General features: G+C 41.4%; 12 protein-coding genes. 8 read left to right on the top strand and 4 right to left on the bottom strand.

Annotated elements, in window-relative coordinates; all coding sequences use genetic code 11:
- Window positions 1-214 precede the first annotated feature (214 nt).
- The gene (galU, locus tag IMZ31_RS16600; RefSeq protein WP_207528366.1) at window positions 215-1,096 is read right to left on the bottom strand and encodes a UTP--glucose-1-phosphate uridylyltransferase GalU; all 882 of its coding nucleotides are present in this window, start codon (window positions 1,094-1,096) and stop codon (window positions 215-217) included.
- A gap of 102 nt (window positions 1,097-1,198) precedes the next feature.
- On the bottom strand, window positions 1,199-2,323 hold the full coding sequence (locus IMZ31_RS16595; RefSeq protein ID WP_207528365.1) for an acyltransferase: 1,125 nt from the start codon (window positions 2,321-2,323) through the stop codon (window positions 1,199-1,201).
- Between the two features lie 235 nt (window positions 2,324-2,558).
- On the opposite strand from IMZ31_RS16595, the gene IMZ31_RS24675 reads away from it, so the two are divergent.
- Window positions 2,559-2,693: a hypothetical protein gene (locus IMZ31_RS24675; RefSeq protein WP_256438012.1), complete on the top strand. Its 135-nt coding sequence runs from the start codon at window positions 2,559-2,561 to the stop codon at window positions 2,691-2,693.
- Window positions 2,694-2,896: 203 nt separating this feature from the next.
- On the opposite strand, the gene IMZ31_RS16590 is transcribed toward IMZ31_RS24675, so the two are convergent.
- Window positions 2,897-3,721 (bottom strand): alpha/beta fold hydrolase, encoded by an 825-nt coding sequence (locus IMZ31_RS16590; RefSeq protein ID WP_207528364.1) that lies wholly within the window; start codon window positions 3,719-3,721, stop codon window positions 2,897-2,899.
- 17 nt (window positions 3,722-3,738) lie between these two features.
- The gene (locus IMZ31_RS16585) at window positions 3,739-4,782 is read right to left on the bottom strand and encodes an SDR family oxidoreductase (RefSeq protein ID WP_207528363.1); all 1,044 of its coding nucleotides are present in this window, start codon (window positions 4,780-4,782) and stop codon (window positions 3,739-3,741) included.
- 296 nt (window positions 4,783-5,078) lie between these two features.
- Here IMZ31_RS16585 and IMZ31_RS16580 point away from each other — a divergent pair, with 296 nt between their 5' ends.
- The 7 genes from IMZ31_RS16580 to IMZ31_RS16550 all read left to right on the top strand — a co-directional run bounded on the left by IMZ31_RS16580 (window position 5,079) and on the right by IMZ31_RS16550 (window position 16,067).
- On the top strand, window positions 5,079-5,444 hold the full coding sequence (locus IMZ31_RS16580; RefSeq protein WP_207528362.1) for a hypothetical protein: 366 nt from the start codon (window positions 5,079-5,081) through the stop codon (window positions 5,442-5,444).
- Between the two features lie 283 nt (window positions 5,445-5,727).
- Window positions 5,728-7,359 carry a M4 family metallopeptidase gene (locus tag IMZ31_RS16575; protein ID WP_207528361.1) on the top strand — a complete coding sequence of 544 codons (1,632 nt, stop codon included), beginning with the start codon at window positions 5,728-5,730 and terminating at the stop codon, window positions 7,357-7,359.
- 258 nt (window positions 7,360-7,617) lie between these two features.
- Window positions 7,618-11,211, top strand: a complete 3,594-nt coding sequence (locus IMZ31_RS16570) for a chitobiase/beta-hexosaminidase C-terminal domain-containing protein (RefSeq protein ID WP_207528360.1) — start codon at window positions 7,618-7,620, stop codon at window positions 11,209-11,211.
- A 156-nt stretch (window positions 11,212-11,367) separates the two neighbouring features.
- Entirely contained in the window at window positions 11,368-12,303 is a 936-nt protein-coding gene (locus tag IMZ31_RS16565) for a VanW family protein (protein WP_207530443.1), read from the top strand.
- 227 nt (window positions 12,304-12,530) lie between these two features.
- Complete coding sequence (locus IMZ31_RS16560; RefSeq protein WP_207528359.1) at window positions 12,531-13,187, top strand: hypothetical protein; 657 nt, start codon at window positions 12,531-12,533, stop codon at window positions 13,185-13,187.
- A 23-nt stretch (window positions 13,188-13,210) separates the two neighbouring features.
- Window positions 13,211-14,551 (top strand): efflux RND transporter periplasmic adaptor subunit, encoded by a 1,341-nt coding sequence (locus IMZ31_RS16555; RefSeq protein ID WP_207528358.1) that lies wholly within the window; start codon window positions 13,211-13,213, stop codon window positions 14,549-14,551.
- 547 nt (window positions 14,552-15,098) lie between these two features.
- Window positions 15,099-16,067, top strand: coding sequence for an LCP family glycopolymer transferase (locus tag IMZ31_RS16550; RefSeq protein ID WP_305849395.1), 969 nt, complete (start codon window positions 15,099-15,101; stop codon window positions 16,065-16,067).
- Window positions 16,068-16,080 lie beyond the last annotated feature (13 nt).

The raw sequence follows: 16,080 nt of genomic DNA, 5'->3' as shown, positions 1-16,080 counted from the left end.
AGTGGCACCTCTATCTTCGTTTATTTTTTCACAGACGTAAGTAGAACTAATAATGTATGTTCTATCTTTCTTAATAGTGAATCATTCCCGAAAAGGGAGCAATTCATGCTTCGAATTGTTCGTGTTGTCTAAGTTAACGCAGTAGGAGAAGGTTTTCAGAACGCGAAAAAGAGCAATCAGTTGAACTGATTGCTCTGAGTCGCTTCCTAGTATGTTAGGATTTCACGCTTTTTTCCTGAACGAGTTCTTCCATGAACTTCAATAATTCCGGTTGTAGTTCTCCGCGTTCAAGTGCGAGTTCGATTGTTGTTTTAATAAAGCCTAATTTCTCTCCAACATCATAGCGGCGGCCTTCAAATTCATAGGCAAACACACGATGAATTTCATTTAAATGTTGAATCGCATCTGTTAGTTGGATTTCGTTGCCTGCTCCGTACTCTTGCTTTTCTAGGAATCTCATAATCTCTGGTGTTAGAATGTAGCGTCCCATAATCGCAAGGTTCGATGGTGCCTCGCCTTGTGCTGGTTTCTCTACGAACTTACGCACATGGTGGAGATTATTATTATTTTGTCCATCAGGATCAATGATTCCGTAGCGATGAGTTTCTTCGTCAGGGACAGATTTAACCCCAACAATAGATGAACGGGTTTCTTCATATTGGTCGATCATTTGTTTTAAGCAAGGTGTTTCCGAACGGACAATGTCATCACCAAGCAAAACGGCAAATGGTTCATCCCCAATGAATTTACGCGCACACCAAACAGCATGTCCAAGTCCTTTAGGTTCCTTCTGACGAATATAGTGAATTTCTACTTTTGAAGATTGCTTCACTTCTTCAAGAAGGTCAAGTTTGCCTTTTGTCATCAAGTTATCTTCAAGCTCAACAGCATGGTCAAAGTGATCCTCAATCGCACGCTTTCCCTTACCGGTTACAATGATGATGTCTTCAATTCCAGATTCAATTGCTTCTTCAACAATGTATTGAATTGTTGGTTTGTCCACGATTGGAAGCATTTCTTTCGGCATAGCTTTCGTAGCGGGCAAGAAGCGCGTTCCTAGTCCAGCCGCTGGAATAATGGCTTTTTTAATGGTCATGCCTTTACTCTCCTTTATACTCTTATGATTGGTCTATTATACTACTAAAATGAGCGGAACACCAATTATTCCCTAATAGATAGACTCATTGTCTTTTTTCCTTCAGGACGAAGGAGCATGGCTTTGATCTACAGTTTTGCCATGATGTGATTTCTTAGGCAATGCAGGCAGTTTCCCGAACACGATTTGGCTAAACGGAATGAACTGATGGAAGATTCGAATAATCAAATAACAGATTCCAACAGTTAGAAGATATCGTGCACCAATCTCCAAATGAAACAGGTAGTTAGAATGTGTTGGCACCCATCTGGCCACTTCTTTTAATACAAAGGGGTGTATGAGGTAAAAGCCAAATGAGTAGCTAGCTACGTGATTAACAAAATTCAATTTAGGTTGTGATAGGCGTTCACTTAAACGTTCGGCAATCCTAAAGATGATATAAGCCCCTACCATTAAATAAATGAAAGATGGAATGGTGGCTAAGAGTGGAGGCATGTATAGTGTATCTGCCATATACATATAGTAATGAATTCGTACAGATATTACTCCTGCTATTAACGCAACAATTCCAATAGGGAAGGTCCACTTGCTCTTAGATTTTGCCTTTTCCTTATCGTAGTTGATGCCAACCCAACCACCTAATAGAAATGGTCCGATTAAGCTTAAGAATACCGGATAGGTAATCCAGTCGACGTTCACTTTGAGTAGGAAGAAGGCTAAGTGAATACCCCCACCGATGAGCCACATATAGTTTCTGAACCACTTCATCTTTTGGGAGAACCATACAAGGAGTGGTAACACAAGATAGAACTGTACGATTAGGAAAATAAAGTGAAGGTGATAATAAGAATCTCCTTCAAGAATACGGATAAGGGACTCTAGAGGAGCCAGATCACGGTATCCTATATATAATCCATACACTTCATAAAAGACTGCCCACATGAGATAAGGTATTACAATAAATGTAACTCGTCTCTTGTAAAAACGCTTTAAGACCTCTTTAGTCATTTCTTGTGCATAATAACGATAGAAAAACACAAGGCCAGTCATAAAGATAAATAAACTTGCTTCAATTCTTACGATTCGGTTTAGGAAATGATATTTCTGAAAAGCGTCTCCGCCTTCTGGTAGAGTGCTAATGTACGTTCCTGTTGCGTGTACAAGCACTACGCAAAGCATAGCGAAGAAACGTATAAAGGAAATGGATCGTATCTTTTTGTTACGCATTATTTCTCAAATCCAATCTATTAAAGGTTGATCTTCATTCCCTAGTGTATAGATTCGAGGGTTAAAAATCTATGGGGAATTTTAGGAGGCAATCAACTAGAAGGTCTATTGTAAATGAAAAACGAAACCCCGTTAATAAACACCAAATGTTTCCTTTTGACAATTTCTATTACGCTTCTACGACAATGTGTGATATATTATACATATTATGTAAAACGGCGAGGGGTTTTTAAAGGTGAATGAACAATCTCAATGGATTGAATTAATGAGAGAAGTGATCCAGCGAACAGAAGGATCTTCAGAAACGAATGCACACGATATTATTGAACTTATGAAGCAGCGTTTGCAGAATTCAGTGGTCACGGAGTAATTGATCAAACGTTTGATCAATACATAGAAAAGGTAGAGATGCGGAGTGCATCTCTACCTTTTTTAATTGAATAGCGACTTATATGGTACTTGAAGCTGAGAGAATCTTTCCGTTAGCTTGATTGGGTGTAAGGTGGTTCGGGAAAGCGAGTCGTTCCCCAGACACCCCTAGCTCTCAATACCATATGGCCCCGTCGGTGCTAATTAAGATATCTCAGCATAGGCAGATTCTGCTGAGATTCCGCTAATGAAATTGAAGGCGACTTGGTTGAATTCGGCTGCTTTTTCAAGGTTGCAGACGTGTCCGCACTTCTGGATAATGTGAAGCTTGGCGAGAGATTCGCGTTTTACGTGGTTGGTAATTCCCTGTATAAACATATGGTCTTCATCGCCGGAAACGTAGAGCTTTGGAATGTTATTGGTTTTATCCTTAAGGCGTTCATAGGTCTTGTACGAATTTCGGATCACGTTTGCCCAACTTAGGTAGGCATACCGGCCAAGCTTCTTTGCTTCTCGAATAAATATATTTCTAGATTTGCTGTGATTAGATTTTGGCAACACAATATGCGCGAAGACTTTAAAGGGCACCATATAGGGCAGGAGGTGACTGAATGGAAAAGATATGGTCACCCTGCCTAATAACTCTCCCCATTTCAGCCATTTACCGGCGGCTCCTGCTAGCGTCATCGATTTTATACGATGAGGCTGTGTCATGGCGATCGATTGCATGATGATGGTGCCTAGTGAGACTCCGAGAAAGTGAGCCGATGAAATGGAAAGGCTGTCCATAAGTGTAAGGACTTTCTTCGCAGTATAAGATAATAAATTTTTTCTGCGCTTGATCAATGGGCTTTTCCCGTGACCTGGCAGGTCTATAAAGAGTAGGTTAAAGTGATCTTTAAAATAGTCAATTTGCTTGTGGAAGATGTTCCAATCTCCCCCAAGGCCGTGTAAAAACACGACCCAATCTTTTGAAGAGTCCGTTACGAAGGTCTTGTAGCTTAAACTTGAATCGTGGAGTATCTCCATAAGTTCCTCATTTCTTCTTATCTATTTCCATAAAGGATGCGTTCAATCATCTCGATGTTCATATCTAGGTGGGCAATCCCATTTTTGCGAAGTAAGCTTTGAGTATTGGTGTCATCAAACGTAAGCAACTTGTTCCAATAAGGGCGGAATACCTTCATTGGCTCGTTAAATTTCAATTCTTCTTTTGAAAGCTCTCCTTCGTAATCAGAAGGAACCATTTCGATATTAGGGAAGTCTAATTTTTCTTTTACCATATCAAATAGCAATCGATTGGTTGGTGGGTTTGGATTTGTGATGTGATAAATTTGGTTTGGCTCAGGCGTTCTGAGAGCTGCGATTAGAACGTCTACAACATAATCAACCGGGATGAAGTTTTGTGACGTTTCTTCCGTGCAAAGAAACTTATATACTTTATCCTGTTGATCCTTTTTGCGATCGGTACGTTTTTTTAGAATCTCAAGTCCTCGGATGACTCCGTATAAAGCAAAACTTGTGTCTGCCTCGCCCGTCTCTGAGTCGCCAATTATGATGGAGGGGCGGAAGATATTCACATTGAGAACATCTTTGTACTCCCATACAAGGTGTTCTGCATGACATTTGCTTTCTTCGTACGCATTCACAAACTCCTGATCTACAGGATGAAGCTCCTCTTTGGCATACAGTTTGGTTCCGAGTGTGTAGGCTGTGCTGATATAGGAAAAGTGTTGAGCGTTAATTTCCTGCGCCAAATCAAGCATATTCTTGGTTCCGCTTACATTTATATGAAATGTTTTATCTCTTTCACTATCGTCAAACGATAGGTAGGCTGCACTGTGATAGATCGTATCAATATGGTTCGTTAAGGAGGCTAGGTCTGTAGAACTGACGCCAGCTTTATCTTGCGAGAGGTCGCCTTCAATAATGTGGAGATTGGCTTGAACCTCTTCTGGAAGGGCTTGTATAAGGCTGCCTGCTTTTCGTGGATTTCGTGCAATGGCATAAACCGAATGTCCTTCATCTAGTAATCGTAGCGTAAGCTGTTTACCTAAAAAACCAGTCGCCCCTGTTAATAAGATATTCATGTTGGCTTAACTCCTTCGTTGCTCTTCTTTAATATTATTATGGTTCATTCAATTTATAAATATTTTATCATTTTCACTCCTCATCTAACCATAACATAGATAGCCGGAGGGATTTGTGAAAAAATATGTACGCCCAGTGTTTTGCTTCCATTTTAACTACATAATGGGGATTAATGTAGGTCATTGGTTACATTGCCTTATAGGCGGATTCAGCTAAAGGCATCTTTTATCAAAATACGGGTAATACTCATTGAATGAGGGAAAGATAGATACAAATTGGGAAGGGACTGAAGCAAGTGAATTCATTAACGGATAACATTAAGAACTGGGCGAAAGATACGGCTGGAAAAGTCAAACAAAGGCTCGAAGATCACGCTGCATACAGTAAAATGAAAGTAGAAGAGGTAGCAGTAATGGTGGTTAATCATGAGAGCACAGAGCATAAGCGTCATGAGTACGTGGGGGTTGTTCTTCATGATTACCACTTGCGTCTCGGGGATACAGATCTGATTTTAGAGACCAAGGGAGACAAGGAATTATACATATTAGAATGTAAGGTTGTACAACGGGGACATATCATCGGAGAGTTCCAGTCTTGGGATAAAAGGAAAAACGTACTTGATTCTATGCGTGTTCCAGCCTTTATTAAAGAGCGGGATTGAAAAGTATATAGATATGACAAGGTACGAGCCTCTTAGATGAGGCTCGTTTTTTATTTCGAAATTAAGAGGAGCGAACGCATGTTTTTTTCGGCTAGAATACCTGCCTTTTTCCTTAGAATTAAAATCTTACGACAATTTCCTGGTTCTTTCGTCATGTTTTCGAAAATGACTCTGCAACATACGGACTGAATTTCGGTTTTTCGTCTTCGTTTTCTCAAAGAATTTAATAGAGTCATCCGATACAATAAAGGTAGATTCTATAGAAAAGGGAGATGAAGGAACGATGAAACAACACTGGAAAACAATCGCGGGAGCGGTCACATTAAGCGCAGGGTTACTTATTGGTAGTGGAGCTTCAGTGAATGCAGAAGCGGATCCGGCATGGAAACTGAAGCCAAAAGCGGATATTCAATTGGATCAGTCGGTTTTAGAGCAAGCGCCCTCTTTTATCTCTGGTAAACTATCATCTCAAAAAATTAATAGTAAGCAAGATGTAGATAAATTTTTTAAAGAAAATAAAGATGTGTTCAAGAAAAATCCTAAGTCTCAACTTGAACTTAAAGATGTCAAAACAGATGAGCTTGGTATGAAGCATTATGTTTATCAGCCGGTTGTACATAATGTACCAATCGATCAGTCAAGGGTAATTGTACACGTGGATCAACAAGGTGAAATCGCGGCTATTAATGGAGAATTTCATCCTGATGCTCCTGAGAAAATTAAACAGAAGCGTGAGTTGAATAAGAAGGAAGCGCTTGAGGCGGCATGGAGCCAGATTGATGTGGAACGCTCTGAAGCGGATATAAAGAAATCAGCTCCAGGAGAAAAGGCCTTTAACAATTTAACAGAAAAGTCAGAGCTTGTGGTCCTTCCGCAAGATGGAGAGTACACATTGGCTTACCATGTGCAGCTTCAATTTGCTGAGCCAACTCCAGGAAACTGGCAAATCTGGGTGAACGCAGAGGATGGTTCAATTGAAAAGGCTATGAATAAAGTTCATAAAGCTACAGGTAGCGGAACTGGCGTGTTAGGTGATCAGAAATCTCTTAATACGTATTACGCCAACAGCACGTACTATTTATATGATGTGACAAAGCCAATGAGTGGTGTCATTGCCACATATGACAATAATAATGGCGGACAGTATAGTTTGCCAGGTTATTATGTAACAGATTCTGGTAACACGTTCTACAGTGAGCGCCAAAAAGCAGCAGTAGATGCTCATTATTATGCTGGTGAAGTGTTTGATTATTATTATGATAATTTCAATCGTGAAAGTTACGATGGCAATGGCGCTGATATTGTGTCTTCTGTTCACTTTGGAAGCAACTACAATAACGCGGCGTGGGTCGGGAATCAGATGATTTATGGTGATGGAGATGGATCAACGTTTACGTATCTATCAGGAGCGAACGACATTGTCGCTCACGAGTTAACACATGCCGTGACAGATACAACAGCTGAACTTGTCTATGAAAATCAGTCAGGTGCACTAAATGAATCCTTCTCAGACGTGTTCGGTTACTTCGTCGATAATGAGGACTGGTTAATGGGTGAAGATGTGTATACACCAGGTGTTGCAGGAGATGCATTACGCAGTATGTCCAACCCAACCCAATATGACCAACCTGCTCATATGGACGATTATCAAGACTTGCCAAATACCGAGCAAGGAGACTGGGGCGGGGTTCACATCAACAGTGGTATCCCGAACAAAGCGGCTTACTATACCATCAACTCGATTGGACAGTCTAAAGCTGAGGAGATCTACTACCGTGCCCTTACTGTTTACTTAACACCAAACAGTACATTCTCTGACGCTCGTCAGTCTCTTATCCAATCTGCACAAGATCTTTATGGCTCAACAACAGCCAACTCCGTCGCTTCTGCCTGGAACAACGTAGGAGTCTACTAAACTATTTTACTAACGGACTCGCTTTTGGCGAGTCCGTTTTTTAATGAAGTAAAGGAATAAAGGGTGTCAGGCACACGGCGTTGCTTTAGAGGACTGAAGGGTGTCCGGCACGCTATAGTTCTTTAGATGGGTGAAGGGGGATTTTGGTGTGTGAATTTTGTCTTATTTTGCAAGAATTTAGTGTTTTTTTTACATGGAGTTAATGTTTTGCTGTTAAATTGTGGTTAGGATTTATTATTCGATAAGGGAGATGGGGATGTGAAGAATCGTAGTGTGAAGAAAGGGCTAAGTTTAGCTTCGGCAATGGCGTTAACGATTGGGGGACTTACACCTGCTGCCGTTGTGAGTGGGGAAGATGTCAATACAGACGGACTCATTATATCTGAATATGTTGAAGGTGGCGGCTATAACAAAGCGATTGAGTTTTTTAATGGGACAAGCCAGGCGGTTGATTTAAGTCAATTTGATCTGCAAGTGTTTTTCAATGGGAATGCCAAGGGTGAATCGGTTGATTTAACTGGAGAAGTAGCTCCTGGTGAAACGTATACGATTGTGAATGATCAGGCTTCGTCTGCTTTCTTGAATGTAGCGGACCAAACAAGCGGTTCGGTTAAACACAATGGAAACGATGGGTATGTTCTATATTTTAACGGGGAGATCGTAGATTCGTTCGGTCAACTTGGAGATGGCAGTGACTTCGCTAAAGATGTGACGTTAGTCCGTCAATCGTCTGTTACTGGAGGAGACCTGACTTTTGATGACGCCTACGATACTAGTGAAGAGTGGGACTCTTTTCCAAAAGATACAGCTGACTATTTAGGAACTCACACGATGGATGGGGTGGACACTTCAGACGGTGAAGAACCAGGTGATGAGGATCAAACAGATGAAGCTGTTCCCATTACGTCTATCGCTGACGTTCGAGCAGGAGGAACGGGACAAACAGATGTAACGATTGAAGGGGTAGTCACGACAGACCTTGGTTCTTGGGGAAGCAAGGGCTTCTATATTCAGGACGGGACAGCAGGCATTTATGTATATCAAGATTTATATAACAATGAGGACATTCATAAAGGCGATGTTATTCAAATAACAGGTAACACAACAGAATATGATGGTGTCTTTGAGCTAGTGAATGTATCAAACTTGAACGTGAAAGATACAAGTGATTTACCTGCTCCGCAAGTGGTTTCTCCATCTGAGGTATCAGAAGTTAATCAAGGCAGCCTTGTTGAGCTAGAGGGCGTGACGATTAGTCAAATTGAAGAGGCCAACAGGTTCGGAACTCTAGAATTTTTGGCTAGTAAAAATGGGGAGAGTGTTTCGGTTCGTGTGGATAATCGGACGGGGTACTCCTATGATGATTTTCCTTATGTTGAAGGCATGGAGTTAAATGTTACGGGCATTTCATCAGAATTTAAAGGAACGTTTCAAGTAAAACCACGTGGTGCTGAAGACCTTGAATTTGTTTCAAACGGAACAGCAGACCCAATACAGGCTATGCCGGCTTCAGGTGGCGTGCAAGCTGGTTCAACGGTTACCTTGTCGGCATTTAGTGAAGGAGATATCTACTACACGACGGATGGTTCGGAGCCGACTGTAGAAAGTACGAAATACACAGGGCCGATTACGATTACAAAAGATACAACCATCAAGGCCGTTCAGGTGGGCTCTGAAGGAACGTCTTCGGTTGTAACTTATTCCTATCAGGTGCTTAAAGCTGATGGTGAAGTTCGAATCCATGACATTCAAGGTGCTACACATAAGTCTTTATATGCTGGAGTGAATGTATCTGGGGTTGAAGGAATTGTGACTAGAACGACTGGCGGTAATGGGTTCTATATGCAAGAGCTACCGGGGCAAGCTGATGAGGATTTGAAGACGTCTGAAGGGATTTATGTTAATAACGAGGATTCTTTAGATGTCGAGGTTGGCGATCGAGTGTACGTTTCTGGAGAGGTAACGGAAAATACTCAAGACAACTTCCTATGGTTCGACTTTTCAGATGATCTAACGCTTACTGAAATTACCGACGCAAGCGTGAGTGTTCAAGAAAGCGGTGTTGAACTCCCTGAGGCTGTTATTTTAGGAGAAGACGGTCGCCAAATTCCTTATAACGTCATCGATAATGACCAGTTCTCTTTATTTGATCCATCAGAAGATGCGATTGATTTTTATGAAAGCTTAGAGGGTATGCGCGTTTCTGCACCAGATGCGACGGTAGTGATGCCGCGAGCGGAATACACAAACTATGATGAGACGGCTGTTACGGTTCCGAACGGTTCTGATAAAGTACGCACGCCGGCTGGTGGTATTATTGTCGAACCGAGTCTGAATCCAGAGCGAATTATCATTGATGATTATAGCCAGGACATGGCGCCGGTTAAAGTCGGAGATACATTCGAAAGCCCGGTAACAGGTGTGCTTGGCTATGAGTTTAGCAATTATAAGCTTGAAGTGGATGGACTTCCGGAGGTCGACCCAGGTGATTTTGAGCGTGAAACGACTACACTTCAGCAAGATGAAGAAAAATTATCGGTTGCGACTTATAACATGGAGAACTATTACGCCACGGACTCTGAGAACCCAGAGAAAACGGACGAAATTGCTGAATCGATTGTAAACCGCTTGGATGCTCCTGATATTGTAGGTCTCGTAGAAGTGCAAGATAACAATGGAGCGAGTGAAGGAGATACAGATGCGAGCGCTAACTATCAAGCACTTATTGATGCGATTGCTAAGAATGGTGGGCCTGAATACGAGTACACAGATATTGCTCCTGAAAACAATCAAGATGGCGGGCAGCCTGATGGTAATATACGAGTTGGATTTATTTATAATCCAGAGCGCGTTTCCTTAACGGATCAGCCTAAAGGGGATGCGACCACAGATGTTGGAGTATCGGAAGAAGGGAATCTAACGCTGAATCCAGGTCGTATTGAGCCGACAAATGAAGCGTTTGAAGATTCACGTAAACCACTAGCTGCAGAATTCGAATTTAATGGAGAAAATGTCATCGTGGTGGCGAACCACTTCAACTCTAAAGGCGGGGATGATGCTCCATTTGGTAGTATTCAGCCTGCTCAATTAGGAAGTGAAGAGCAACGCCTCCAACAAGCAGAAGTCGTTAACGGTTTTGTGCAGGAAGTATTAGAACAAGATGAAGATGCTAATGTTGTTGTTCTCGGTGATCTTAATGACTTTGAAGATTCAGCACCGCTTGAAGTGCTTGAAGGGGGCATCTTGGCTAATATGATTGAAGAGCTTCCTGAAAATGAGCGTTATACGTATAACTATCAAGGTAATTCACAAACCCTTGATCATATCTTGGTTGCGGATCATTTGAAAGACCAAACAAAAGTAGATATCGTTCACCTAAATGCTGACTTTACAGAGGAGCAAGGTCGAGTAAGTGATCACGACCCAGTGTTGGTGCAGATGGATTTAAGTGAAGTTAAGAAAGCACCTGCGATGCAGCAAGAGTGGAGAGTCATGAAAAAACCTGTAGCATATGTTACGCGTAAAGGTGATTTGTCCACAAGAAGCCAAGGGGTAACGCAAGTCACTCTTACAGATGATTCAGGAGACAAAGAAAAGCAAACGGTTCTAATTGCTTTTGGAGATGATAAAAACTGGGGTAAGAAGAATGGAAAATCAAAAGGGAAGAAGAAGCTTATTGAAAACCATTCTGTTCAACTTCTGAATGAAAACGGAGATGTGCTTCCAGTCGAAGTCTCTGTAAATGGAAACAAACTAATCATCCCTTCTTGGGAAGGTATACAGCCTGGAACGTATTCAATCTCTATTGAAGGTGCAGGGAAGAACAGCGCCTTATCGTTCAAAATCCAATAACCAATGCAAAACGAAGAGCCCCCTTTGAGCTCTTCGTTTTTCTTTAGCAAACTAAAGGGTGTCAGACACGCTTTAGTTAAGTACAGTGGCAAAGGCGTGAGTTATGCACATGAAACGGGTCTTCGTTATCCATACTATCAGGAGGAGGGTATGGATATGAAAATGGCCTTATTAAGTTTATCTTTATTGTTTGGAGGGGGAATTGGGGCGGGTGATGAATCATCGCTTTCTATTCTTCATAAGGGTGAGGAGCTAGAGAGAGTACGAGTTGGTGAATTTGTGCATGTGGTTGGTAAGCCATTTATGAATCTAGAGGCTATAGAGAAACTCAGTCGCGAGCTTAGTGAACAAGTAGGAAAACCACCTGTAAACGCGAAAGTTGGGGAATCTGGAGAGATTGTCCCAGGTAAGTCTGGATCTAAGTTGTATCAGGAGAAGTTCCGAGTTGAACTCATTGAGGCTTTGTATCACCCTGACCAAAAGAAGCTTAGCATTCCTATGATGACCGTTCATCCTAAAGTAGACAGTGAGTTAATTGCACACATTCGCACGCAGCAAATTGGACAGTATGCTACGTATTTTAATTCCAACAATGAGGAGAGAACGCACAATATTCAGCTATCCTCTGACGCAATCGATAACCATGTCGTGTTTCCCAATGAAGTCTTTTCTTTTAACGATGTGGTCGGAAAACGGACAAAGGAAAAAGGATATAAGCCTGCGCCTGTAATCGTAAAAGGAGAGGTAACAGAAGGGATAGGGGGAGGCATTTGTCAGGTTTCCTCAACTCTATTTAATGCTGTCGATCATGCAAGGATTAAAATTGTAGAGCGTTATTCACACAGTAAACAAGTGCCGTATGTTCCTCCGGGAAGAGATGCAACCGTTAGCTGGTGGGGTCCTGATTTCACCTTTAAAAACAACTATAATGAACCCCTCTTAATCCGGTCCAATGTGAAAGGCGGAACGTTGCGTATCGTGATCTACTCCGCAAGTGGAGTAGATGTGAAGCCACGAGACATACCGGATGCGTCAAGAGAACTTCCTGACGAGATTCATATCGATGATCTGGGAGGGTGGAAAAATGAATAGGAGCTGGTCAATAGAAGCCACCTCGGAAATATGAGTATTTCCGAGGAAATTTTTATGCAGAACGTTGCTTTCGGTCGGGAATTGTTGAATTTTAAAATATATTACTATCGCCATCTATAAAAGTGAGCTTCATTTGTGATAAAATGTGGTACATGATGATGTATGCCATATTTTACATATCATCTATCAGAATATGTATCTTCGAATTCAAAAAAAGGATGAGGTTGATGTATCAAGTTCGTGTGGCACCTTTATTTTTCAGGCGCGAAAATACTTTTTCTCGTATGTATCATGCTGAGAAAGTAGACCATCTTTGGCGCCGTGTTTTTCTTTTCATATTTCTTACTATGCTCGTTTACATAAGTAGTGCCTGGTTTGGACTTGGAATGGATGTAATCTCTACTCGGGCGACTTCTCTTACATTCGAAGACTATGAAGTTCGGAAACTATTCTTTTTGTTTGGACGAGCATTATTTGGATTGATTTTCGCGATCCTGATTTTGTTTGGCAGTCCGTTCTTATTATGGATGTTCACAGGAATTCCGTATCGGAAACTAATAGCCTTACACCTTCCGATTTTAATGGTCCTTTTAATAGAGAGAATCTTTTGGATTGTAGTGCTTGTAAATACTGGACTTGATTGGTATGTCTCTCCAGTCTCGTTTGGCATTATCACTTCATATTTTACAGACATTCCATGGATTATTTATTTCTTTGGTGCGATTTCAGTGGTTCAGCTTTGGATCGTTTGGTTTAAGATCAAAACTGTTCATTACTTTACGAAGTGGAAGAGATGGCAAGCATGGCTTCTAGTTATTATGTTACATATGATTTATTGGTCTGCCACAGCCGCAATCGCGCACGTTGATGTATATTTTCTATAACATAGGAATCGCGAGGTTTTGAAATGAAGACAAAAACAAAGGTATGGACGGTCAGTTTGGCCACAATTTTACTGGTAGTAGCGAATATTATTTTAGTCGTATTATCAGAAGATGAGGTCGAACGGAAGTCTTACATATCAAAATGGGATACGCCATTTACCGCTGATTTAGAAAATGCTATTACGGAGGAAGGTGTGTTTCAGCCTTCTTCTGAAGAACATGTTTATTTCGATAAAGACCTTGGAAGCTTCAAACAATTCCTTGTAGAAGAAGGAGAAGAGGTTGAGCTTGGGGACCCGCTTTTCTCGTATGTGATTAGGGATTATTGGGGAACCGTGACTCAACTTGAAAGCCAAATCTCTGGTTTAGAAGAAGAAGTTGAAGCATTAGAGGACTATGTCGATGACGTTGAGGATATTGAAGTTCCAGATACTGAAGAGCCTGACGCGCGTCCATTTGCAGATGCTGAAGTAAACAAAGATCAGGCTGAAGCAGAAGCAGAGAAAGAATTAGCGTTAAAAGAAGCACAGCTTGAGGCGCTTGAGGATGAGCTGGATGAAGTAGAAGAATATGGACAAGTGATTGAAGTAACCAGCCTCTTTGATGGAACGATTAAAGAGCTGGACTACTCCCTTGAAGACCCTGCTGTTACCATTGCTCGGTCGGATCAACTAATTTTGGCTGGGGATATTGATGAGCAGAATCGCGTGGACATTCAAGAAGGAATGAAGGCGCGTGGAACGATTGATAAGCTCGAACAGTCATGGGAAGGTCAAGTGGGATCAGCTGATGAATTCCCAATTAAAGGCTCAAGTGAGCTAGGGGATAGCTCATATCCTTATGTAGTTGAGTTGAATGAATCCATTGATGGGGTTTTGCCAGGGTATCATAGTACGGTTTATCTAACAGTTGAAGAGGTACAGAATGCGATCACCGTTTATCAAAATTGGATTCATCTACCGATTGATGGGATGGAAGACTTTGTATCTGATGAGAAGTTAGAAGATGAAGTGCTAGAAGAAGAAAGTGAAGAAGTGCAAGAGGAAGGACCAGATGACTCGGAAGAAGTAGAGCAAGTAGAAGATGAGGTAGTTGTGGAAGGTCCTTACGCATGGGTGATGAATGATCTTGGTTTAGTGGAGAAGCGCTATTTAGAACTAGGGATGGATGAGTACAACCTACAAGAAGTTCAGGAAGGTTTAACGCTCGAAGAATGGGTGGCGGATGAACCTAATGAAGAATTCTACGAAGGCACCTCATTCCTCACATCGCTTCAAACCGAGCGCATACACTGGAGAGACGTGAAGTCTTTGAACAAAGGTGTTATGTGGGAATACGCCAAGATGGGTCTACTCATGCGCTGATCCTAATAATATAGACGGCTGTTACCTATGTAATGGCCGTCTTTTTTTGAATCTTTCGCTTTACTATGATAAAGGGTGTCAGACACGCGTTGTTACTTTAATGTGATAAAGTTCTTGAACGAAGAAGAAGCCGACCTAAAGTTATGAAAGGGTCGGCTTCAGCAACAGCAATAGCAATTGTGACTCTTATAGTCAGGGCACTCTGACTATTTCATCCTAAGTCCTGTTAAGACGGTGAGTATTTCCAGGTCCTTAAGGGAGTCAATTGGCTATGACTATATAATACGATGATAAAATAGATTTGTTGAGGGTTCTATAAGAATTGTTTTTAGTTTCTTTAATAGGATTTTTTAAACAGTTTTCTTGTGGGGTTAGTTGTTCTTTAAAAGTTTGTTATAGTGAAATTTAAGTGGGAATCATATGTGATTATGAGAACAAGCAATGGTTAAGAAGATATTTGTTTTAGGAAATAATAGGTAGCGCCCAATTAGAGTGGTCTATGGTAAAATGTGGAGAGTTACATGTTTTAAGAAGGAGCGAGCAAAGAGTGAGTAGCAGGCAAGATAGAAAGAAAAAGAAGAAAAAAAGCCGTTTATTTAAAATTAGTATGATGATTTTAGCTGTCCTCATTGTAGGAGGATTGGTTTATGCTTATTCAATCTATCAATCTTTTCAAACTACGATGGACCAAGTGTATGAACCCCTAGAGGGGGACACGGACAAGCGTGTTGATGTGGTTTCAAAGAAAGATGATGTGAAAGACGCACCTCCATTTTCCGTTCTGTTACTAGGGGTTGATGAAAGAGAGAGTGATTCAGGTCGATCGGATACGATGATTGTATTGACGGTGAATCCAGCTAAAGAGTCTATCAAGATGTTAAGCATTCCTCGTGATACGAGAACAGAACTTGCTGGTCGAGGAACGGTTGAAAAGATTAATCATGCGTATGCGTGGGGGGAAGTCCCTATGGCTGTTGATACAGTTGAGAATTTCCTGGACATCCCGATTGATTATTATGTGAAAGTGAACATGCAAGGGTTCCAAAAAATTGTGGATGCCGTTGGTGGTGTTACGGTGGACAACCCTTATGAACTTTCGGAGAATGGGAATACATTCCCTGAGGGTGAAATTACGTTAGATGGGGAAGAGGCATTGACTTATACTCGTATTCGTTATGCAGACCCGCGTGGTGACTTTGGTCGACAGGATCGCCAGAAGCAAATCATTCAAGCAGTTATCGATAAAGGTGCTCGCGTGCAATCCATGTGGAAGTTCGATAGTCTATTTAATGCGGTCGGTGAGACGATTAAGACGAACTTAACCTTTGAAGAGATGGTAAGCATCCAAAAACGTTATAAAGGAATGCAGCATAACATCGATCAAATGAGATTTGAGCAAGGAACAGGTGAACGTATAAATGGCTTGTGGTACTACTTGCCATCTGAGCAAGAATTAAATGACCATACCAATACGCTTCAAGACCACCTCGAAGTAGACGGACAACAGGATAATTAATTCAAAAAAGTGA

The organism is Pontibacillus sp. ALD_SL1, assembly GCF_017355605.1.
Note: the sequence above shows the minus strand (reverse complement) of the source record. Positions and strands in the feature narration are given on the sequence as shown.